The sequence below is a fragment of the Nitrosospira multiformis genome, assembly GCF_900103165.1.
GTDB classification, from domain to species: domain Bacteria; phylum Pseudomonadota; class Gammaproteobacteria; order Burkholderiales; family Nitrosomonadaceae; genus Nitrosospira; species Nitrosospira multiformis_D.
Map to the genome: position 1 here is coordinate 1497721 of NZ_FNKY01000001.1, position 22302 is coordinate 1520022.

22 protein-coding genes are annotated in these 22302 nt (G+C 52.7%); 20 read left to right on the top strand and 2 right to left on the bottom strand.

Features of this window, described 5'->3' with window-relative positions; translation table 11 throughout:
- The first annotated feature begins 192 nt into the window (after positions 1 to 192).
- From BLR00_RS06710 to mltG, 9 genes are all read left to right on the top strand, one after another.
- On the top strand, positions 193 to 690 hold the full coding sequence (locus BLR00_RS06710) for a YceD family protein (protein ID WP_074631667.1): 498 nt from the start codon (positions 193 to 195) through the stop codon (positions 688 to 690).
- Positions 691 to 717: 27 nt separating this feature from the next.
- Positions 718 to 897 carry a 50S ribosomal protein L32 gene (rpmF, locus tag BLR00_RS06715; RefSeq protein ID WP_074631668.1) on the top strand — a complete coding sequence of 60 codons (180 nt, stop codon included), beginning with the start codon at positions 718 to 720 and terminating at the stop codon, positions 895 to 897.
- Between the two features lie 65 nt (positions 898 to 962).
- Positions 963 to 2024 carry a phosphate acyltransferase PlsX gene (gene plsX / locus BLR00_RS06720; protein ID WP_074631669.1) on the top strand — a complete coding sequence of 354 codons (1062 nt, stop codon included), beginning with the start codon at positions 963 to 965 and terminating at the stop codon, positions 2022 to 2024.
- A complete protein-coding gene (locus BLR00_RS06725) occupies positions 2021 to 2980 on the top strand; it encodes a beta-ketoacyl-ACP synthase III (protein ID WP_074631670.1) in 960 nt (319 codons plus the stop codon). Before plsX ends, BLR00_RS06725 begins: the two co-directional genes overlap by 4 nt.
- 190 nt (positions 2981 to 3170) lie before the next feature.
- A complete protein-coding gene (gene fabD, locus BLR00_RS06730) occupies positions 3171 to 4121 on the top strand; it encodes an ACP S-malonyltransferase (RefSeq protein ID WP_074631671.1) in 951 nt (316 codons plus the stop codon).
- A gap of 56 nt (positions 4122 to 4177) precedes the next feature.
- Positions 4178 to 4921 (top strand): 3-oxoacyl-ACP reductase FabG, encoded by a 744-nt coding sequence (fabG, locus tag BLR00_RS06735; RefSeq protein WP_074631672.1) that lies wholly within the window; start codon positions 4178 to 4180, stop codon positions 4919 to 4921.
- Positions 4922 to 5069: 148 nt separating this feature from the next.
- Positions 5070 to 5306 (top strand): acyl carrier protein, encoded by a 237-nt coding sequence (acpP, locus tag BLR00_RS06740; protein WP_004177211.1) that lies wholly within the window; start codon positions 5070 to 5072, stop codon positions 5304 to 5306.
- Between the two features lie 35 nt (positions 5307 to 5341).
- On the top strand, positions 5342 to 6589 hold the full coding sequence (fabF, locus tag BLR00_RS06745) for a beta-ketoacyl-ACP synthase II (RefSeq protein WP_074631673.1): 1248 nt from the start codon (positions 5342 to 5344) through the stop codon (positions 6587 to 6589).
- Between the two features lie 16 nt (positions 6590 to 6605).
- Positions 6606 to 7604 carry an endolytic transglycosylase MltG gene (gene mltG / locus BLR00_RS06750; protein WP_074631674.1) on the top strand — a complete coding sequence of 333 codons (999 nt, stop codon included), beginning with the start codon at positions 6606 to 6608 and terminating at the stop codon, positions 7602 to 7604.
- A gap of 246 nt (positions 7605 to 7850) precedes the next feature.
- Here mltG and gshA read toward each other — a convergent pair whose 3' ends face one another.
- A complete protein-coding gene (gene gshA / locus BLR00_RS06755; protein ID WP_074631675.1) occupies positions 7851 to 9503 on the bottom strand; it encodes a glutamate--cysteine ligase in 1653 nt (550 codons plus the stop codon).
- A gap of 62 nt (positions 9504 to 9565) precedes the next feature.
- Entirely contained in the window at positions 9566 to 9820 is a 255-nt protein-coding gene (locus BLR00_RS06760) for a hypothetical protein (RefSeq protein WP_074631676.1), read from the bottom strand.
- 550 nt (positions 9821 to 10370) lie between these two features.
- Between BLR00_RS06760 and BLR00_RS06765 the strand changes: the two genes are divergently transcribed.
- The 11 genes from BLR00_RS06765 to pstB all read left to right on the top strand — a co-directional run bounded on the left by BLR00_RS06765 (position 10371) and on the right by pstB (position 22146).
- Positions 10371 to 11318: an HpcH/HpaI aldolase/citrate lyase family protein gene (locus BLR00_RS06765; protein WP_074631677.1), complete on the top strand. Its 948-nt coding sequence runs from the start codon at positions 10371 to 10373 to the stop codon at positions 11316 to 11318.
- A gap of 267 nt (positions 11319 to 11585) precedes the next feature.
- Positions 11586 to 12776 carry a malate--CoA ligase subunit beta gene (locus BLR00_RS06770; RefSeq protein ID WP_074631678.1) on the top strand — a complete coding sequence of 397 codons (1191 nt, stop codon included), beginning with the start codon at positions 11586 to 11588 and terminating at the stop codon, positions 12774 to 12776.
- On the top strand, positions 12777 to 13664 hold the full coding sequence (gene sucD / locus BLR00_RS06775) for a succinate--CoA ligase subunit alpha (protein WP_074631679.1): 888 nt from the start codon (positions 12777 to 12779) through the stop codon (positions 13662 to 13664).
- Between the two features lie 54 nt (positions 13665 to 13718).
- Entirely contained in the window at positions 13719 to 14111 is a 393-nt protein-coding gene (locus tag BLR00_RS06780; protein WP_074631680.1) for a hypothetical protein, read from the top strand.
- 338 nt (positions 14112 to 14449) lie between these two features.
- Entirely contained in the window at positions 14450 to 16159 is a 1710-nt protein-coding gene (locus tag BLR00_RS06785) for a multiheme c-type cytochrome (RefSeq protein ID WP_074630778.1), read from the top strand.
- Positions 16156 to 17352, top strand: a complete 1197-nt coding sequence (haoB, locus tag BLR00_RS06790) for a hydroxylamine oxidation protein HaoB (protein ID WP_074630779.1) — start codon at positions 16156 to 16158, stop codon at positions 17350 to 17352. The genes BLR00_RS06785 and haoB overlap by 4 nt, the downstream gene beginning before the upstream one ends.
- A gap of 172 nt (positions 17353 to 17524) precedes the next feature.
- Positions 17525 to 18232 (top strand): cytochrome c-550 CycA, encoded by a 708-nt coding sequence (cycA, locus tag BLR00_RS06795; RefSeq protein ID WP_074630780.1) that lies wholly within the window; start codon positions 17525 to 17527, stop codon positions 18230 to 18232.
- On the top strand, positions 18232 to 18837 hold the full coding sequence (locus BLR00_RS06800; RefSeq protein ID WP_074630781.1) for a NapC/NirT family cytochrome c: 606 nt from the start codon (positions 18232 to 18234) through the stop codon (positions 18835 to 18837). Before cycA ends, BLR00_RS06800 begins: the two co-directional genes overlap by 1 nt.
- A 544-nt stretch (positions 18838 to 19381) precedes the next feature.
- Complete coding sequence (gene pstC / locus BLR00_RS06805; protein ID WP_074631681.1) at positions 19382 to 20314, top strand: phosphate ABC transporter permease subunit PstC; 933 nt, start codon at positions 19382 to 19384, stop codon at positions 20312 to 20314.
- 102 nt (positions 20315 to 20416) lie between these two features.
- Entirely contained in the window at positions 20417 to 21343 is a 927-nt protein-coding gene (gene pstA, locus BLR00_RS06810) for a phosphate ABC transporter permease PstA (RefSeq protein WP_074631682.1), read from the top strand.
- On the top strand, positions 21337 to 22146 hold the full coding sequence (pstB, locus tag BLR00_RS06815) for a phosphate ABC transporter ATP-binding protein PstB (protein ID WP_074631683.1): 810 nt from the start codon (positions 21337 to 21339) through the stop codon (positions 22144 to 22146). Before pstA ends, pstB begins: the two co-directional genes overlap by 7 nt.
- Positions 22147 to 22302: the final 156 nt, after the last annotated feature.

Sequence of the window (22302 nt, forward strand, 5' to 3'; positions counted from 1 at the left end):
ATGGATTTTGACACCCGGAGGCAAAAAATATATTATGCGCGCCGTATGGGCAGTTGGGCAGCTTCGGGATTCTAATACTAAAAGCGTTGACTTACCAACTGAAGGCGCGCAGCGCGCGGCCGGCAGGCAACCCGCAACCTGACTGGCGGGGCAATGACGGGATGTGCGCAATTTGATTTTATAAAGACTTATATGCCAGGACATCTCATCATAGATGCCATCGATTTTGCCCGTAATGCCGGCGTGCATCATGGTAAAATCTCGATTTCCGAGCTTGGGCGCTTGCAGGATTATCTGGTTGGTAATTGCGGCGAATTGAAGTATACCGTTGCCGGCACTCTGAGTAAGGGCGAACCGGTTTTGCAAATCACTGTTCAGGGATCCATAAACCTCCAGTGCCAGCGTTGTCTCGGGGAACTCAAGCACGTACTGGATGTGCGGACGGATTTATTGCTGGCAAGTAATGAAAGCGAACTTTCCCGTATCGATGAAGACGAATCGATTGATGTTATTTTGGCGAGATCCGACATGGATGTTCTGGCGCTGATTGAGGATGAAATAATCCTGAGTCTGCCGATTTCGCCGCGTCATAGAGAGAGTGAATGCGCGATCATCACGGCCGGTAGCGGGGATACAGCGGGTAAAAAAACTCCATTTTCCGCGTTGGCGCACCTGAAAAAGCTGCATTGAAACTTATATTTAAGAAGGAGAAACACCATGGCAGTCCAACAAAACAAAAAATCTCCATCCAAGCGCGGTATGCACCGCTCACATGATTTTTTGACCAGTTCGCCGTTGACGGTGGACTCTAAAACCGGTGAGGTCCATTTGCGTCATCACATCAGTCCCAACGGTTATTATCGCGGCAAGAAAGTCGTCAAGACCAAGGAAGATTAAATTTCGCCCCATTGTTCCGGGGACATCGAAATTCCGGCTTATCCCCGGTCTCAAAGGCGTCAATATTGGATATTACCGTAGCTATAGACTGCATGGGTGGCGATCACGGCCCTCATGTGACGGTTCCCGCAGTCGTCGATTATCTCCATCATAATCCCGGAACGGATATTGTTCTGGTGGGATTGCCCGACGCCATTGAGTCGGAATTGCGCGCCATCAAATTTGCACCCAGTCCGCGACTTAGAATTCACGCCGCGAGCGAGGTGGTGGGTATGGATGAGTCGCCCGCCCTGGCGTTACGCAATAAGAAAAATTCCTCGATGCGAGTTGCGCTCGATCTCGTGAAAAACGGTGAGGCTCAAGCTTGTGTGAGTGCGGGTAATACGGGGGCATTGATAGCAACTTCACGTTTTGTATTGAAGATGCTTCCCGGCATTGACCGGCCTGCGCTCGCGGTGGTGTTGCCTACGATACGGGGACGCACGTATGTGCTTGATCTGGGCGCCAACGTGGATTGTAGCGCCGAGCATCTGCTTCAATTCGGTATCATGGGGGCTACCCTGGTATCCTCCGTTGAAAATAAAAAGAGACCCAGCGTCGGCTTGCTGAATATTGGCGAGGAAGAGATTAAAGGTAATGAAGTAGTGAAACAGGCTGCGGAATTGCTGAGGGACAGCGGACTCAATTTTTACGGGAACATCGAAGGCAATGACATTTATAAAGGAACGACCGACGTGGTTGTGTGTGATGGCTTTGTCGGCAATGTTGCCTTGAAAACGTCGGAAGGGGTAGCACAGATGCTTTCCACTTACCTGCGCGAAGAATTCAAGCGAAATTTTCTCACGAAATTCGCGGGACTTGTCGCCTTGCCGGTCATTAAGGCATTCAAACGGCGAGTGGATCACCGCCAATACAATGGCGCGAGCCTGCTGGGATTGCGTGGCATTGTTATCAAAAGCCACGGCGCGGCGGACAGTTATGCATTCACTTTCGCCATTGCGCGCGCAGTGGATGAAGTGCGCGGCGGGATGCTGCGCCATCTGAGTGCACGCGCAGCAAAGTTGCCGCATCAGCCGGAAAGTTTGTCTTCTTATCCAAGATCCATGCCGGAGGAGCATCCGACATGATGTATTCCAGAATTGTGGGGACAGGCAGCTATCTGCCGGAAAAAATTCTCACAAATCATGATCTGGAGCGCATGGTGGATACCAGTGATGAGTGGATACGTACTCGCACCGGTATCGCGGAGCGCCGCATCGCAGCGGACAATCAAATGGCCAGTGATCTGGCGCTCAACGCGAGCCGTAAAGCAATGGAGGCAGCGGGTGTTACGGCTGTGGATATCGATCTGATCATTGTTGCCACTACCACGCCGGATGTGATTTTTCCCAGCACCGCCTGCATTTTGCAGGATAAGCTCGGGGTCAGGGGTTGCCCGGTATTTGATGTGCAGGCGGTATGCAGTGGTTTCGTCTACGCGCTTGCCACGGCAGACATGTTTATTCGCGCCGGAAAGTGCCGCACCGCGCTGGTGGTTGGTACCGAAATCTATTCGCGTATACTCGACTGGACTGATCGCAGCACTTGCGTGCTGTTCGGTGACGGCGCGGGCGCCGTCATACTGACTCGGAGTGATCAGCCTGGAATACTTTCAAGTCATCTGCATGCTGACGGCAGCCATAGCAAAATCCTCGCGGTGCCCGGGAGTGTCTGCGGCGGCAAGGTGCAGGGCACGCCATTCGTTACGATGGAAGGTAATACGGTTTTCAAGTTTGCGATAAAGGTATTGGAAGAAGTGGTATATGAGGCGCTGGCTGAGAATAATCTGCAAGTATCTGATATTGATTGGTTGATTCCGCATCAGGCCAACATCCGTATTATCGTCTCCACCGCCAGGAAGTTGGGGATTCCGATGGAAAAAGTGGTTGTTACCCTGGACCGGCAAGGTAACACTTCCGCAGCCTCTATTCCCCTGGCGCTGGATGCAGCCGTACGTGACGGCCGCATCCAATCCGGCCAGCATGTGCTGCTGGAGGGCGTAGGAGGGGGATTCACCTGGGGGGCAGTGCTGATTCGTTGGTAAAGCGCGGATATTTGTAAATGAGGTGGTCAATAAACCAGCAGCCTGTCGGACTTGTTCCTTTAAGTCCGACAGGCTGCTAGATCCGGCAGTTGACTTATTTTTCAATTGAATATTCATCACTTATTTATTTTCGGCCTGTAGTTAGTGGATTATCAATTTTTTTATCTGTTCTATTAACGAGGGAACGTCAATGGGAGTCCCCGTAAGATTTGCATGCGTGTTTCCTGGCCAAGGCTCTCAATCAGTGGGAATGATGAATGGATATGCCGATTTTCCCATCGTGCGCAAGACCTTTGCCGAAGCATCCGATATTCTCGGGCAGGATTTCTGGACGATGGCCGAAAATGGCCCGGTTGATAAGCTCAATCTAACAGTTAACACCCAACCGCTGATGTTAATGGCGGGTGTTGCGGTATATCGTGCTTGGGAAAGCCTGGGAGATGCGAAGCCGTTTTTTGTGGCGGGGCATAGCCTGGGAGAATATACCGCACTGGTAGCCTCGGGAGCATTGGCTTTTGCCGATGCACTGTTACTGGTGCGTTTTCGGGCAGAGGTGATGCAGCAGGCTGTCCCGGAAGGTGTGGGGGGTATGGCTGCGATCCTGGGGCTTGAGGATGAGCTGGTGCGCACGGTGTGCAAGCAAGTTACCAGTGCTTCTGATGGGGAATTGCTGGAGCCGGCAAACTTTAATTCGCCTGGCCAGATCGTAATCGCGGGACATAGAAATGCGGTGATGCGCGGCATGGAACTGGCGGCGTCGAATGGAGCAAAACGAACATTGATGTTGCCAGTGAGTGTGCCCTCACATTGCTCTTTGATGAGTGAAGCAGCCGAGAAAATGCAACAAAAGTTGGAGCTGGTGACGCTCATGCAGCCAAAAATCCCGGTATTGCACAATGCGGATGTGCAACAGCACGATGAGCCCGCTGAAATAAAGAAAATTCTGGTGCGGCAATTATGCGAACCAGTGCGATGGACAGAAACTATTCGCTCCTTTGCCGCAGCGGGTGTTCTTCATGTGATGGAATGCGGCCCAGGTAAAGTGTTGTCGGGACTTAACAAGCGTATAGATGGAAATGTGCAGAGTTTTGCACTGACGGATGGCGTGGCACTTCAGCATGCTGCGGCTGTATTAATGTAGGATGAAGAAGCTGGGCGTTTGTCGCGCAGAGTGATTCGTATTGAACATACTGGAGAATGATGCTGCAAAATCAAATAGCGTTCGTAACCGGCGCCAGCCGGGGTATCGGACAGGCGATTGCGCTTGAACTCGGCAGGCAAGGTGCCACTACGATTGGTACCGCCACCACCGAAGATGGCGCCCGGATCATCAGCCATTACCTGAAAGAGGAGGGCATCAAAGGTAGCGGCGTGATGCTGAACGTAAATAATGCGGTCCAGATTGAAAACGTTCTTAATACGGTACGTCAGGAATTTGGTGATATCGCAATACTGGTGAATAACGCCGGTATTACCCGGGATAATTTACTCGTCCGGATGAAAGACGAAGAGTGGGATGAAATCATGGAAACTGATCTTAAATCAGTTTTTCGTTTGAGCCGCGCAGTGTTGCGAGCCATGATGAAAGCAAGGTACGGACGCATCATCAACATTTCGTCGGTAGTGGGAGCTACCGGCAATATGGGACAGGCGAATTATGCTGCAGCCAAAGCCGGGATATTTGGTTTCAGCAAATCCCTGGCGCGTGAAGTGGGCAGCCGCAACATTACCGTCAATTGCATCGCGCCAGGTTTCGTGGAGACCGACATGACACGCGCACTTACCGGCAAACAGCACCAAGACCTGATCCAGCACGTACCGCTGGGCAGATTGGCACAGCCCAAAGAAATCGCTTCAGCAGTTGCATTTATCGCTTCACCGGACGCGGGATACATTACCGGTGCGACGCTTCATGTAAATGGTGGAATGTATATGGATTAATGGCAGTACTTTAAATTAATGCAGAATGGTGCACGCTATCAGGATGCATCCTGGCTGCTCATTTTATGGTTGATGGTGTTCTGATTTTATTAATACCGAAAACTTGCTAGAATGACGACGTTTTTCTTACCGGAGAAGAGGAATCTAGATGGAAAATGTAGAGCAGCGTATAAAAAAGATCGTGGCCGAGCAACTGGGAGTGAATGAGGCGGATGTCAAAAACGAATCATCCTTTGTGGATGATCTGGGCGCCGACTCGCTTGATACCGTGGAGCTGGTCATGGCGTTGGAAGAAGAATTCAAGTGCGAAATTCCCGATGAGCAGGCAGAGAAAATAAATACCGTTCAGCAGGCCATTGATTATATCAATTCTCACTCCAACTAATTCCTGCTTTAAGCACACCCCGACTCGGAGTCACTTTGTCCAAACGTAGGGTAGTTATCACTGGTCTGGGTATTATTTCGCCTATCGGAAACACCGTTCCGGATGCATGGACCAATGTTGTCGCGGGAAAATCGGGTGTTACCCGCATTACCCGTTTCGATGCTTCCGCATTTGCGTCCCAGATTGCCGGTGAGGTCAAGGATTTCGATGTCACAAATTATCTTTCTGTTAAAGATGCGCGCCGGATGGATATTTTTATCCACTATGGCATGGCTGCGGCAATCCAGGCGGTCAAGGACGCGGGTCTCGGGGAGATAGCCGGTACGAACCTAGATGCCGAGCGTATCGGCGTTAATATCGGCTCCGGAATCGGAGGCTTATCGATGATAGAGAATACCCACGACACTTATCACGTGGGTGGTCCGCGCAAGATCTCGCCCTTCTTCATTCCCAGTACCATCATCAATATGATCGCCGGTAACCTGTCCATCATGTTCGGATTCAAAGGGCCGAATCTTGCGATTGTCACCGCCTGTACCACTGCGACTCATTGCATTGGCGACTCGGCACGTCTGATCGAATACGGTGATGTGGATGTAATGGTCGCGGGTGGTGCGGAGTCCTGCGTAACACCGCTCGCCATTGGCGGATTTGCTTCGGCGCGGGCCCTGTCGACTCGCAACGACGATCCCGTTACCGCTAGCCGGCCGTGGGATAAAGACCGGGATGGTTTTGTGCTGGGTGAGGGGGCGGGGGTTCTGGTGCTGGAAGAAATGGAACATGCCAAGCGCCGGGGAGCGAAGATTTATGCTGAACTGGCCGGCTTCGGCATGAGTGCTGATGCCTACCACATGACTGCTCCCTCTGAAGATGGCGAGGGCGCTGCGCGTTGCATGACCAGTGCACTCAGAAATGCAGGGATAGAAGCCGCCGGAGTGGATTACATTAATGCGCATGGCACTTCCACTCCGCTGGGTGACATTGCGGAAACCATTGCGGTGAAGCGCTGCTTTGGCGAGCATGCGAAGAAACTTGTGGTTAATTCCACAAAATCCATGACTGGACACTTGTTGGGTGCGGCGGGCGGGGTTGAGGCCATATTCTCTGCCTTGGCGGTGCATCATCAGATTTCTCCTCCCACCATCAATATTTTCGACCAGGATCCGGTATGCGATCTGGATTACGTTCCCAATACCGCGCGAGAAATGAAGATTGATGTGGCGATGTCAAATTCATTTGGCTTTGGTGGCACAAACGGTACGCTGATCTTCCGTAAGATTTGACTTATCGTTGTAGCGCATGCGGACGCTAAAACGCATCATTTTCCTTGTGCTGGCCAGTGCAATCCTGTTTGCTGGATGGTTTGCCTATCAGATCAACAAACCCGTTCAGCTTCCCGTTGTTCCCTACGAGTTCTCCATCGAACCCGGTAGCAGCTTGAGAAGCGTTGCGAAGCAATTAGTCGATGCGGGCGTTTTGCACGATGTCTGGTCTTTTGTCCTGTTGTCGCGGGTGATGGGACTTGCATCTTCACTCAAGGCCGGAGATTATGAAATTGCGGCAAGCACTTCCCCACTGCAATTACTGGAACGTATCACCAAAGGCGACATCAATCAGAGTGAGATCAGATTTATAGAAGGCTGGACTTTTTCACAGCTTAGACAAATCCTGGACGCGCATCCAGCCATCCGGCACGACACCACTCATCTTGCTGACAAGGAAATCCTGCGGTTAATCGGCGCGGGCGAAACGCCAGCGGAAGGATTGTTTTTTCCCGATACCTATTTTTTTGCGCGGGGCAGCAGCGACATCACCATATTGAGGCGTGCTTACCACGCAATGCAGAACCATCTCAATACGGCATGGGCCGAACGCGCCGCGGATCTGCCCCTGACAGATCCTTATCAGGCATTGATCCTGGCATCAATTGTTGAAAAAGAAACCGGTAGGGAGAGCGATCGCACCATGGTGGCAGGGGTATTTATCAACCGGTTGCGATTAGGCATGTTGCTGCAAACTGATCCAACTGTTATTTATGGTCTGGGAAAAAAATTTGACGGCAACCTGCGTAAGAAAGATCTTCTGACCGATCAGGAATACAATACGTACACGCGCGGTGGCTTGCCACCCACCCCCATTGCCATGCCGGGACTGGCCTCGATTCAGGCAGCGTTGAATCCCGCTAAAACCAATGCCCTTTACTTTGTCGCAAAAGGGAATGGGGAATCGCATTTTTCCAATAATCTGGCGGATCACAATCGTGCCGTATCAAGGTATCAGAGACGACAGCCACCTTAGTTTTGCTCCTGTCCACAGGAGAGCGCAAGTCATGGATTATTAATAGAATAATCAATCATGGGCCTTGATCGTCTCGATTGCGAATCCATTCCGTTGCCGCCCTTGATTAAGCGGGTAAAGAATCTGGCGCAGGTGTGGAATTTCATAGCCGGTAACCTTCGCAATACCTTCCGGAAACAGCCACTGGCTGCAATACCTGTTCCCTAATCACACGATAGATTAAGAAATCGATCGTAAAGGTAACCGCTAATTCCGGGTTTTGAGAAAACCGTCCGGTATATTTTGAGGTAGATTCTGCGAAAGCATGCTGCTGGCGGCGGCATCCTGGAAATAGTTGCTCAGGTAGTGATCGAAAGGAATCTCATGCGTGGCATCCAGCTGTTGCTGCTGCGCCAGCGATGTTTCGACCTCGAGATCAAAGCGCCTCTTCACCGAAGCATCCAATGTACACTGCCTGAAGTCGCGGGTGTATTCATGGGATTTCTGCAACACCAGCTCGGTAATCGACATCTTTTGCGTCCGCATGGCCGACAGCATCCTGGCCGAAGCGGTCAACTCGGGGTGATGGATCACTTCGACCTGTTTGCTCAACGCCTGGGTGTAGGGTTTATCGCGATCGCCATAATCCAGGATCTCACAGATCTCCTGCATTTGCCCGCACAGCCTCAGCGCCCATTGCCGCAGCGGAATCTCCCGCCCATGGTCCAACAGCTTCAGCTCCGGATCCCTGCCCCGGTTGGCCACCGCCAACGCATTCCCGCTAATCTCCTCATGCTGCCTCAAGTCATGCCCCGCATTGGACTGGAATAAACAGAAAAGACTCAATGCCTCGAGAAAGCGCATGGTCTCGATCGAAATACCCGCAGGCTCAAACAGATCGACATCCACCGCGCGTATCTCAATATACTGAATCCCCCGGCTTCCCAGCGCCTGCAGCGGCCGCTCATTGGGTCGCGTCGGCTGCTTCGGCCGCACCGAAGTGTAATACTCGTTCTCGATTTGCAGGAAATGGGTATTCAACTGCCGGTACTGGCCGCCCACCTTTGCCCCGATCCGCTCGTAGCCGAGATAAGGGATCGTAGTCGCCCGGCGCAAGTCACGGATGTACTCCTCCATACTGTTAAAGGAAATATGAAACATCGATTGAACCGGATTCAAATAGCCGATCTCGCTCATCCTCAAAGAAGTCGCGTAAGGCTTGTAATAAGAAGTCTCATCGAACTTCTCCAAAGTGCGGGCATGCGCAGACTGACGGCTATCGATGAAGCTCTTGCCGACCGCCGGGGACGAACCGAACAAATACAGGATCAGCCAGCCATAACGCTGCAAGTTCCTGATCATTCCCATATACGCCTGCGTCGTGAACGATTGCAGATCGCCGGAATGCTTCATGAAATGCTGATATTGCGGCCAGAATGGCTCGGGCAGCGAATAGTTGAAATGGATACCGGCGATGACCTGCATGCAACGGCCGTAGCGGTAGCTCAACCCCCGCCGGTAGATATGCTTCATCCTCCCCACATTGGAGGTACCATACTCGGCAATGGGAATGACCGGGTCCCGCAAATCGCCGATCGGCATGCTGGCTGCCAGCAACAATTCATCACCGATGTGCGCGCAGACGTATTGATGCAAATCCGTCAGAAACCCCAGCATCTGGCCTGTATCCGCTAATGCCGGCGTGATCAATTCCAATAGCGCCTCGGAATAATCCGTGGTGATATGCGGATGCATCAATGCAGCCCCGAGCTGACGCGGATGAGGCAGCTGCGAGAGGGATCCGGCGCGGGTGATGCGCAGGCTTTCCTTCTCGATCCCTTTCAGACCACCCACTAATACCGGCCGGAGGGATGCGTCAATGGCCTTTTTGAAGCGTTCATTAGATGACTTGTGTGACATTCTATGACTCCTTGGCTTCGTTTCAGACAGCCTGCGAGGAATATGCATGTTGGTTTTGGAGATTATTTCCTCAAGGATTCAGGACGATCAGTCAATCGCTTAATCTTTTTCTTGTCATGAATACGCTGTGTTACATCGTATTGTACCCCCAGAAAATAAAATGCCTTACCATCGGGATCAAGGAGCGACGTAACTGCCAGGTGGCTATAAAATAATTCACTATTTTTACGATAATTCATTCTACTCACACGGGGATCCAATATTTCTGAGTGGATTTGTGGAATCAATCCCGGATCTTTCTCAATTATAAACGTCATTATTTTTCCTCAACGTTTATCAGACAACAATCGAAAAAACTGGTTGCGCTTAAACTGTCAGCTATCGTCTCGAGGCTTGATCTCTCTGCTCTATCTCCATGAATTGCTTGATAGCCTTTACACTTTCTCGGTACTGTCTTGTGTGGCAACTCGAGTAGATTTTCAAAAGATTTCATGGATAATTTGAGTTTAAGTATTCAGAGACGCGGGCTGGACGAATCAAGCACTTAATCGCATCGATAGGGATTGGAAGTACACTCAAAGCACGTTACCCGGTTGAAAAATAATAATCTTGAAAGTCGATTCAGAGCGTTAGGACGAAAATGTTAACTCCTGTTGGACTTGGAGAATCGAAAGTTTTGCGACCGATTTTCTTTAAGTCCGATAGGACATCAGTTTTCTCGATAAACGTAAAAAATTGACATTGCTGTCTTCAAAAGTAGAATGGCGGGTTATTTAATAAATGCCGGGTGTTATTTTTCTTGATTCATCCGGGGAAAATAAAAATTCGGACCTTGTCAATTAAATTGCCTAAATCAGGAAGGAGAAAATGAGTCACACATTATATGAAGCTTCTGTCCTACGTGTGCAGCGCTGCGAGTTGGCTGTTCCGGGATCGAACCCGGGTATGTTTGAGAAAGCGATGAAAAGCGGCGTGGATTTCATTTTTCTTGATCTTGAAGATGCGGTCGCTCCCGATGACAAAATAAAAGCACGTAAAAATGTAATCGAAGCGCTCAATGATCTTGATTGGAAAGGTCATGGCGTAACAATCTCAGTGCGTATAAATGGTCTGGATACGCAATTTATGGTTCGCGACGTAGTTGATCTGGTCGAACAAGCGGGCCACAGAATTGATACCATTTTGATTCCAAAAGTAGGGGTTTATGCTGATGTCTATATGGTGGAGGCCATGCTGAATCAGCTGGAAATGCAACAGGGGCTAAAGAATAGAATTGGTACTGAAGCGCTGATTGAAACTGCCTTGGGCATGGCTAATGTAGAGGATATTGCCCGTAATGGCGTATCGGGCCGTCTCGAAGCGCTGCATTTCGGTGTGGCCGACTACGCTGCCAGTAATCGTGCCAGAACGACGAATATTGGCGGACTCAATCCGGATTATCCAGGCGATCAATGGCATGCCGCCATCAGTCGTATGACAGTTGCCTGCCGTGCCTATGGCCTGCGTCCTATAGACGGCCCCTTTGGCGATATTAAGGATCCCGATGGTTATAAACTGGCGGCTAAAAGAGCCGCTGCGTTGGGTTGTGAAGGCAAATGGGCTATCCATCCGTCACAAATTGTGCTCGCAAATGATGTATTCACACCGCCTGCCGGGGAAATTGAGAAAGCGCACCGTATTCTGGCCGCGTTAGCGGAAGCGGCGGCTCAAGGCAAGGGAGCGGCTGCGCTGGATGGTCGATTGATTGATGCTGCCTCGGCAAGAATGGCCAACAACGTCGTTAAAATGGCAGAAGCAATCGCTGCAAAAACCTGATAATGATATTTTAGCGACCCCCGGAACCACCCGTCTGTCGCGGCCCTTTCCTTCGGTGGTGGCTTCTACCGGCGCGGATGAGTGATGCATTGCCGCGCATGGCGAAGGAGTGTTACTCACGATGGAAATACGCATAATCCCGGACGCAGCGTCGGTTATTTCCGGTTTGTCACTCGTTTCCGCGGTAACGGGCTGATTTGTTTATGGGTCCGATTAAGATTCAAGTGAATTAGAATTATTTTTTTCTTAAACAGTTAAGGTGATGTAGTGGACATTCACGAGTATCAGGCGAAAGAGATTTTGGCAAAATATGGCGTTAAGATCGCAGAAGGTGGTTTAGCTTATAGTCCCGAAGAAAGTGTCCAGCGTGCCAGAGAGATCGAGGGAAATGTCTGGGTGGTAAAGGCGCAGATTCATTCCGGAGCGCGTGGTAAAGCGGGCGGCATCAAGATCTGCAGCACGCATGATGAAGTTGAAGAGGCTGCGGAAGAGCTGTTGGGAAAAAATTTGATTACCCATCAAACCGGGCCTGCGGGCAAGATTTGTTCAAGAGTGTATATCGAAGCGGGAACGGATATCGCTAAAGAACTGTATCTCTGTTTTTTGATTGACCGAAGCTCGGAACGCATCGTCATGGTTGGTTCCGCCCAAGGCGGAATGGAAATTGAGGAATTAGCTGAAACAAATCCCGGAGCAGTCAAAAAAATTTACATTGAACCTGCTGTCGGTCTCCAGGACTTTCAGGCGCGCGAAATGGCATTCTCATTGGGGCTGGAGGCTACGCAACTCATTCATGCCGTCAGAACTATAAGAGGCTGCTATCGTGCGTTGCGCGACCTTGATGCAAGTATGCTGGAAATCAATCCGTTGGTTATCACCGGTAGCGGCGAATTAATCATACTGGATGCCAAGATGAGTTTTGATGACAACGCTCTGTTTCGCCGTCATGAGATTGCCGAGTTGCGGGATAAAACCCAGGGAGATTCCCGAGAGGTGGCGGCTGCGGACCATGGCCTTAGCTATGTGGGTCTGGATGGGGATATCGGCTGCATGATTAACGGCGCGGGTCTGGCCATGGCCACCATGGATATGATCAAGCTTGCCGGGGGTGAACCCGCGAACTTCCTTGATGTTGGCGGTGGTGCGTCCGCGGAGCGTACGGAAAAAGCATTTCGTCTGGTACTGGCTGACAAAGGTGTCAAGGCAATGCTGGTCAATATATTTGCCGGAATTAATCGTTGTGACTGGATCGCCGAAGGGGTCGTGCATGCGGTCAGGAATATCGATATGAGCGTCCCGCTGGTTGTGCGGTTATCAGGCACAAATGTTGAAGAGGGCCAGCGGATTATTGCTGAGAGCGGCTTGCCCATCATTACGGCAGGCACACTGGCGGAAGCGGCTGATAAAGTCGTCCGGGCTCGCAATGAAGTCGTTGCGGAAGAGAGTAAAGGAAAATAGATGGCAATCCTGGTTAATGAAAGTACACGTATCATCGTTCAAGGTTTCACCGGTAAAATCGGTACCTTCCACGCGCGGGATATGATTCGTTATGGGTCTAATGTCGTGGGGGGAGTTACCCCGGGCAAGGGTGGTCAGCGGCACCTCGATCTGCCTGTATTTAATACGGTGAAAGAGGCTGTACAACAGGTTGGGGCCGAAGCCAGCATCGTGTTTGTTCCGCCGGCATTCGCGGCGGATTCAATTATGGAAGCTGCTGACGCTGGCATTAAATACTGTGTGGCGATTACCGATGGTATTCCCACTCAGGATATGATGACCGTCAAGAACTTCTTGCGTCGTTTTCCTGTCCAGGAAAGAATGGTTCTGACAGGTCCGAACTGTGCCGGAACAATTAGTCCGGGACGCGCGATGCTGGGAATCATGCCTGGGCATATCTATATTCAGGGGAATGTTGGCATTGTCGGCCGTTCCGGCACACTGGGCTATGAAGCGGCTGATCAGATGAAAATACTGGGAATCGGCATATCGACGTCGGTGGGTATTGGCGGCGATCCAATTATTGGTAGCTCACATCGTGATATTCTTGAAAAATTTGAAGAGGATGCTGAAACCAAAGTAGTAATCATGATCGGTGAAATTGGCGGACCGCAAGAGGTTGAGGCCGGTATTTTCGCTAAGGAAAATATGGGCAAGCCGTTAATTGCCTACATTGCAGGTTTAACCGCCCCAGAAGGCCGTCGCATGGGGCATGCCGGCGCGATCATTTCGTCGGCCGGAGAAAGCGCCGCGGAGAAAGTAGCCGTATTGAAGGAACTGGGCATCACTATTTGCCCGACTCCTGCCGCGATGGGTGACACTGTAGCAGCGGTATTGGCCAGGATGTAAGTCTTATGCGTAGCTGGTTTTTATCGGATGTGCTTGAGAGTGGAGGCTTAATACATGGCAATCTGGATGACGGCGCTAAAGATTATTCCATGGGCGGATGTGCTGGAGTCGGCACCGCATATCGTCAAAGCGGCAAAACGCCTCTTTTCGGCGACAAAGGCTGACGCAACCACCTTCGCGGAATCCTCAACAGAGTCTTCAGCTGCAACGGCCGGCAGCAGTCTTGCCAACCTGAATAAACGAGTCCGTCTGTTAGAGGCAAGGCTCGTTGAATTGAGCGATGAACAAAAATCGTCTACTGAATTAATCAAGTCGCTTGCCGAACAAAACGCGCTTGTTGTCGAAGCCATCGAAGTATTTCGAGTCCGGATAAAGATTCTGCTTACTCTCTGTATCGTGCTGATCGGCGTGCTGGCTAGCCTGGTATTCTGGCTAGTGATGAAGTAGATGAGAACCTGAAAACCTGATGAAGCATTCGAGTACGCATAAAACTATTTTAAGTGATAACGAGAAAAGGGTTTCTGCGTTTTCATTTCCGGTGGTTGATTGTATGGGGTAATTGAAGCGATGATCGTGGTACCAGAAAGAGTCGTAGTACTGGTGCTACCTGTTTACACAAACCAGAGCTAAAGTACGGGCACAATAAAATTGTTTTAATATAAAAAATAGATGTCTTTGTCCCAGGCGGGGACAGAACAGAGAAGATCATGGGGATATCCCGTGCATTACATTGCCGCAGCCAAACTTGCGGTGCTTTATGGACCACGGAAAAAAGGAGAAGAGAGATGGTTGTCAAGCTTGGGCTGAGGCTCATAACGCTGACATGCGGGGCGCTGCTGGCGGCGTCTTCATGGGCGAACTTTCCCAGCGTCCCGAAGGAGATGTACAAAGCGCTGAACCTGGAACAAACGGCCACGCCCAAGGAACTGCATGAAGCGGTGACCAAGCGCTACAAGGACCCGGCACAAGGGGCGGGACGTGGGACGTTGGCGCAGTACTGGGAACCGGTACCGTACAGCATGTACATGGACCCGGCCTCATTCTACAAGCCACCGACCTCGATGAAGGAAGTGGCGGAGCGCCAGGAATGCGTCAAGTGTCACACGGACGAATCGCCGGTGTGGGTGAATGCGTGGAAGAAGAGCACGCATGCCAACCTGGACAAAGTGCGCAACCTCAAGCCGGACAGCCCGATCTACTACAAGAAAGCCAAGCTGGAAGACGTGGAGAAGAACCTGCGCTCCATGGGACGGCTGGGCGCGACCGAGAAGCTGAAGGAAGTGGGCTGTATTGACTGTCACGTCGACATCAACACCAAGAAAAAAGCCGACCACATGACTGAGCTGCGCATGCCCACGGCTGACGTCTGCGGCACCTGCCACCTGCAGGAATTTGCCGAACGCGAATCCGAGCGCGACACCATGATCTGGCCGAACAAGCAATGGCCGTCGGGACGGCCCTCGCACGCGCTGGACTGGAAAGCCAACGTAGAAGTTGCGGTATTTGCCGCCATGCCGCAGCGCGAGATCGCTGAAGGCTGCAGCATGTGCCACACCAACCAGAACAAATGCGACTCCTGCCACACCCGTCACGAATTCTCCGCGGCCGAATCGCGCAAGCCCGAAGCGTGCGCCACCTGCCACAGCGGGGTTGACCACAACAACTGGGAAGCTTACTCCATGAGTAAGCACGGCAAGATCGTCACCATGATGGGCGACAAATGGAACTGGGAAGTCTCACTCAAGGACGCCTACTCCAAGGGCGGCCAGACCGCCCCGACCTGCGCGGGCTGCCACTTCGAATATGAAGGCAAATACAGCCACAACGTCACCCGCAAGATACGCTGGGCCAACTACCCTGCCGTACCTGGCATCGCCGAGAACATCAACAGCGAATGGTCGGAAGCGCGCCTGGACTCCTGGGTCAAGACCTGCACCTCCTGCCACTCCGAGCGTTTTGCCCGCTCCTACCTGGAATTCATGGACAAAGGCACCCTGCACGGCCTGGCCAAATTCAAGGAAGCGCACAACGTCGCCGAGCAACTCTACAAGGATGGCCTGCTCACCGGGCAGAAGACCAACCGTCCGGCGCCGATGGCACCGGATAAGGAAATGTTCGCCGGCTTCACCCAGCTCTACTGGTCCAAGGACAACAACCCCGCGGCGATCGAACTGAAAGCGCTGGAAATGGGAGAAAACGACCTGCCCAAACTGCACGTCGGCCTGGCCCACGTCAACCCGGGCGGCTGGACCTACACCGAAGGCTGGGGACCGATGAACCGCGCCTACGTCGAAATCATGGACGAAAACACCAAGATACGCGAAATGGCGGCACTGCAGGCACGGGTAGCCAAAATGGAATCGAAACGCACCAGCCTGCTGGATCTTGACAGCAAGGACGACAAGCTCTCGCTGGGCGGTCTGGGCGGCGGCATGCTGCTGGCCGGCACCCTCGCGCTGGCTGGCTGGCGCCGGCGCGAGAAAAGCGGGCATTGACCGCCTCCTCCGCCACAACCCCCTCCCCCGCAGCACGGGGAGGGCTGGGAACTAAACTCCTCCCGTCACTGGGCATCCTCCTGGTGACGGGAGGTTTACTTTTACTCATCTGGTTTGCCTGGCTCTGGTTCAACCCGGCGCCCGCACCCTACCGCTACACCCTGGTCAAGGAAGGAGCTAGCACCCAATTTGGCCCGCTGGGCCTCGATGCCTGGCCGGACCTCACCGTCGCCCAATATGAAATCCACGCCGACGGCGTGAACGATCCCATCGCCCTGGCCACCACCGCCCGGCGCGGTGCGACCCCGCCCATCCTCATCAGCTGGGAGAACCGCAGCAGCGAACTGCTCATCTCCCTCGACAGCAAACTCAATGAACTGACCGCGCTGGCTGCCGCCATCGACAAGTATGCGGCCAAGGACGCGCGCATCCTGGCGTGGTGGGACACCTCGCGCCAGATCAAACTGCTGGCCGGGCGCGACACCCTGTTTACCCGGCACCTGGGCGAACCCCTCATCCTCCCCTTGCCCTGGCAGGCCTACAGCGACGCCGTCCGTCACTACGAAGACCAATTCTGGGGCGCCCCGGCCTCGGCTGACGAACAGCGTAACTTCCAGCACTTCGTCGACGCCCTCATCGCCGAGCCCGTCAAGGGCGCCGCCCTCCTGCGCCAACTGGCCGGCCTGCAGGACAGCGCGGGCAAGACCCCGGACCAGGCCCCCTCGGAAGCCTACATCGTCATCCACGTCACCGACCTCTATAAACTGGGACTGATGCGCCCCGAGCAATTCGACATCACCTACAAGCACTTCCCCATGGAAGGCAACATGCACGGCATGATCGGCTACCTCAAGAAATGGATGCAGGAAAACAACTTCGCCACCTACACCCTGCAATCCCTCTCCGACAGCATGGTGCGCGGCTACTTCCTGCGCGACGAAAAAAGCAGCCACAGCCTCCTGGCGCAGATGCTGCCCTTCACCAACTCCATGCCGCTGGACCTGACCGTCCTGCAACTCATCTACCAGCAGGGCGGCTACTGGGTCTACAAAATCCCCTCCGCCGCGGACGCCGCGGCGGCACCCTCCACTCCCGCCCCCGCTGACGCCGCCGGCGCCCACACCGCTCCCCACTCTGACACCGCCCCCGCCCCGGCCGCTCCCGCCCCGGCCGCTCCCGCCCCCGCCTCCTGAGGCGGGCCAGGCTGGTTGACCGAGGGCGCACGCGCGGCGGTACCAGTGGTACCACAAAGAGTGATGGTACTGGTGCTACCCGTTTAGCGCAACCAGCGATACAGTACCGGCATAATTGGGTTTTATACATATAACAACGATCAACGGATATATTTGCCCGAAGGAGAAGACCATGCGCCATTCCCTGACACTTGCCCTCGCCGCTGCCGCCATGTTTGCGCTGCTATCCGGCAGCGCCTCCGCACAATCATTTGAAGGCCGCAAGAAGTGCAGTTCCTGTCACAAGAGCCAGGCCGAATCATGGAGCCAGACGGCGCACGCCAAGGCCATGGACTCGCTCAAGCCCAACACCAAGGCTGAGGCCAAGAAAAAGGCCAAGCTCGACCCCAAGAAGGACTACACCAAGGACAAGGACTGCGTAGGCTGTCACGTCGACGGCTGGGGCAAGGAAGGCGGCTACACGGTTGAGGACCCCAGCAAATTCACCAGCGGCGTCGGCTGCGAATCCTGCCACGGCCCGGGCGCCAAGTATCGCGGCATCCACCGCAAGGCGGGAGCGGCCTACGAGAAATCGAAGAAGACCGCGCCGCGTTCGACCCTGGCGGAAGCGGGACAGGACTTCGCCTTTGAAGAATCCTGCAACGCCTGCCACCTGAACTATGAAGGCTCGGGCTGGAAGGGTACCAAGAAGCCCTACACCCCGTTCACCCCGCAAGTGGACAAGAAATACACCTTCAACTTCGACAAATACGTCAAGGACGTCAAAGCCATGCACGAGCACTACAAACTGGACGGCACCTTCGAAGGCGATCCGAAGTTCAAGTTCCATGACGACTTCCAGTCCACGGCCAAGGTCGGCGAGAAAGGCTCGGAGGACTGATGGGAATACGCGCGGGCGGCACCCTGCTCACGGGTGCCTTGCTGGGGGTAGTCATGGTAGCGGTGGTATTCGGCGGCGAGGCCGCCGTCTCCACCACCGAATTCTGCACCAGCTGTCACTCCATGTCCTATCCGGCGGAGGAGCTCAAGACCTCCTCGCACTATGGCGCCCTGGGCGCCAACCCGGGCTGCAAGGATTGCCACATCCCGCAGGGCTTCAAGAACTTCCACCTGGCGGTGGCGACGCACGTGGTGGATGGGGCGCGCGAACTGTACCTGGAATTTGCCAACGACTACTCCACGCTGGAGAAATTCAACGAGCGCAGGCTGATCATGGCGCACGATGCGCGCATGAACCTGAAGAAGTGGGACAGCAACACCTGCCGCGAATGCCACAAGAACCCGCAGCCGCCGGGGGCTGATGCCAAGGCCGCGCACAAGAAGATGGAGACCGAAGGGGCCACCTGTATCGACTGCCATCAGAACCTGGTGCACAAGGAAGTCGCCGAGACCGACCTCAATGCCAGCCGCAAGGAAGGCAAAATGGTCCTCAAGCCTGAAAAGAAGGATAAGGACGACGAGGAGGAGGAAGAGGAGGAGGGGTGATTCGGCCTGACAGTATTCCGGCTTAATGGATAAGGTTTATCAGTCCAGATGCGGTTTCCCGGTAATGGTAGGCCGCATGTAATTCTGCGTTGCCACGTGTTGATGTCTATCTTTGCCCGGAATCCAACGCGGTGTATCCGTACCAATGGTGCTGCGGATGCTACACGCAGTCAATATTCAGCTTACTTGAAGTTTTTCAATGAGTCGGCAAACTCGTCATACCGTATGACGCTGGTCGAGTGTTATTAAAAAATTAATCAGAGATTTTGTGAATAACCTGGATCATCGGAGAGACTTGGCTTGCCTGTGAGTGACTGACGGTTTTAACGGTAAATCAGATGGCTTCATAACAATTCACAATTTTGTCGAAAAGGGATCTTTGGTCACTTCTTTGATTTAATCTTCTTATTTATTAGCGCTCAGATGGGTTTCAGGTTAGTGCTTCTCTCAATGTCACGAGACGGTGAATGTCACGAGACTGTAACATATCCATCGTAATATCTAGCCTCCTCGAAAAACCCAACTTTTACTGAGGCATTTGTTTGTGACCACGGAGTCTCCCACTGATACCAATCAGCCCGGAAAACTTGGGTATAGTTACAGTCGTCACTTGGGTGAACGTTTCATTGAGGCCACGCTATTCCTGATGGCGTTTGTTTCAGTTGCAATTACGATCGCCATCGTGGTGATGCTGGTGAAAGAGTCGTTTGTGTTTTTTGAACACGTTCCGCTCTGGGATTTTCTCACCGATACCCAATGGACACCGCTGTTTGACGATGCGCACTACGGCATACTCCCATTGATCTCCGGGACCGTCGTGAGTTCCGCTGTGGCGCTATCGGTAGCGATTCCCATGGGTACAATAACTGCCATATATCTTTCCGAATTCGCACCTTTTGCCGTGCGTGAAATCGCCAAGCCATTTCTTGAGCTGCTGGGTGGTGTGCCAACAGTGGTTTACGGTTATTTCGCGTTACTGTTCGTTACACCCCTGCTGCAACAAATTTTCCCCGAGTTACCCGGCTTCAGTCTGCTTTCCGCCGGCCTGGTGATGGGCATCATGATTATTCCCTATGTCAGCTCCATGGCGGAGGACGCCATGCGTGCGGTGCCGATGCACCTGCGCGAGGGCTCCTATGCGATGGGCGCCACGAGACTCCAGACCGCTATCCGGGTAGTGATGCCCGCCGCCTTTTCCGGCATTGCCGCCGCCTATATTCTTGGTATCTCCCGTGCGGTAGGAGAGACCATGGTGGTGGCGATAGCTGCCGGCATGCAGCCGAACCTCACATGGAATCCAATGGAGCCAGCGGCCACAATCACCGCCTATATTGTGCAGGTAAGCTTGGGCGATCTGCCCCATGGCAGCATTGGCTATCAGACCATTTTTGCCGCCGGACTTACATTACTGCTATTAACGCTGGTATTCAATGTTATTGGCCACCTGCTACGCAAGCGGTATCGCGAGATTTATTGAGTCTTATAGGAATTCTGTATTTAACCAGCCTGGTTTTTTCTGCCGCTTGATTTGCGGTCTTCTAATGAATATACCTTACTGATTTTTCCCCGGATCCGGTTGATGAGAGATGAAAAAAACCTGAACGAGATTCGTGCCATCATCGCACGTCACAAGCTTTGGGATCTCATTTTTATGATTATCGGGGTACTCGTGCTGATGATTGCGATACTGACATTCATGGCATTATTCTCCCGCATGCTCATCGACGGGATGCCGCGTTTGTCATGGGATTTTTTTAGTTCTTTCCCATCGCGCCGCGCGGGTTCGGCGGGTATATTGTCTGCCTGGGTCGGAACGACGCTGGTCATGATGGTGACGGCGGTGGCTGCCGTGCCGATGGGTATTGGAGCGGGCATTTATCTGGAGGAGTATGCATCTAAAAACCTCCTCACCGAGATTATTGAAATTAATGTGACCAATCTTGCAGGTGTGCCGTCCATTATCTATGGGCTGTTGGCGTTGAGCCTGTTCGTGCATCAGTTGGGATTCGGACAGAGCATTTTGTCGGCGGGCCTCGCGCTGGCACTATTGATCCTGCCAGTTGTGATCGTTGCAACCCGTGAGGCCATACGTTCGATTCCCGTGGCTATCCGCGAGGGTGCGTATGCACTTGGGGCAACCAAGTGGCAAACTGTTTCTGATCATCTTATTCCGTATTCCGCAGCCGGTATTTTGACGGGCGTCATTATCGGTCTTGCCCGTGCGATTGGAGAAACAGCGCCCATCATCACCATTGGCGCGCTGACTTTCATCGCATTCCTGCCGCCGTCCCCGATAACAGCGGAATTTCCCTTTTTGTCTTTTGATTGGCTGATGGCGTCATTCACAGTGATGCCGATCCAGATGTTTAACTGGGTGTCGCGGCCGGAGGAAGAATTTCAGGCCAACGCAGCGGCGGCGGGACTTGTTCTGGTAGTGATGACGCTCACCATGAACGCATTAGCTATTTATTTGCGCTATCGCATGCGAAAGAATATCAAATGGTAGAGAATTTCCCGCGAGACAACTCCGTTGCGGATATCACACCGATTCCGTGCAAATCCGAAGTCAGAGATCTGAGTTTTTATTATGGCGCATTTAACGCGCTTAAAAACATTAACATGACGTTGCATGAAAAACAGGTCACCGCATTGATCGGTCCGTCCGGCTGTGGCAAATCCACTTATCTTCGCTGCTTCAACCGTATGCATGACCTCTATCCAGGGAATCGTTATGTAGGCGAGATTATTCTGCACCCGGATAACGTCAATATTCTTTCCCGTAACGTGGATCCGATCGAAGTGCGAATGCGTGTCAGTATGGTCTTTCAGAAACCCAACCCATTTCCAAAATCCATCTATGAAAATGTGGCTTATGGCCTGCGAGTGCGTGGGGTAAGGCAGCGCGCGGTGCTGGATGAGAAAGTGGAACAGGCATTGCGCGACGCGGCATTATGGGACGAAGTGAAAGATCGTTTGAAACAGCTTGCTTACAATCTTTCGGGTGGCCAGCAGCAACGTTTGTGTATCGCCCGGGCGCTCGCCACGGATCCTGAAATCCTCTTATTCGACGAGCCTACTTCGGCGCTTGATCCTATCGCCACCGCCAGCATCGAAGAGCTTATCGCTGACCTGAAAGACAAGGTTACCATTCTCATCGTTACTCACAATATGCAACAGGCGGCGCGTGTATCGGATTACACCGCCTATATGTATTTGGGTGAAATCATCGAATTTGATGTGACCGACACTATTTTCATCAAGCCTAAAAATAAACAGACGGAAGATTACATTACCGGTCGTTTTGGTTGAACCTAAATCCGACAGGTAACCGCTCTAGCGTTCTCGACATAAGAAATATCAAACGCGGAAGATATTATTTATATTACAAATATCTTGCGATGCACTTGAACGGTTCTCAGCGCCCGTTCCTGCAAATCACAGGGGATCAATACCCTTCATTCCAGC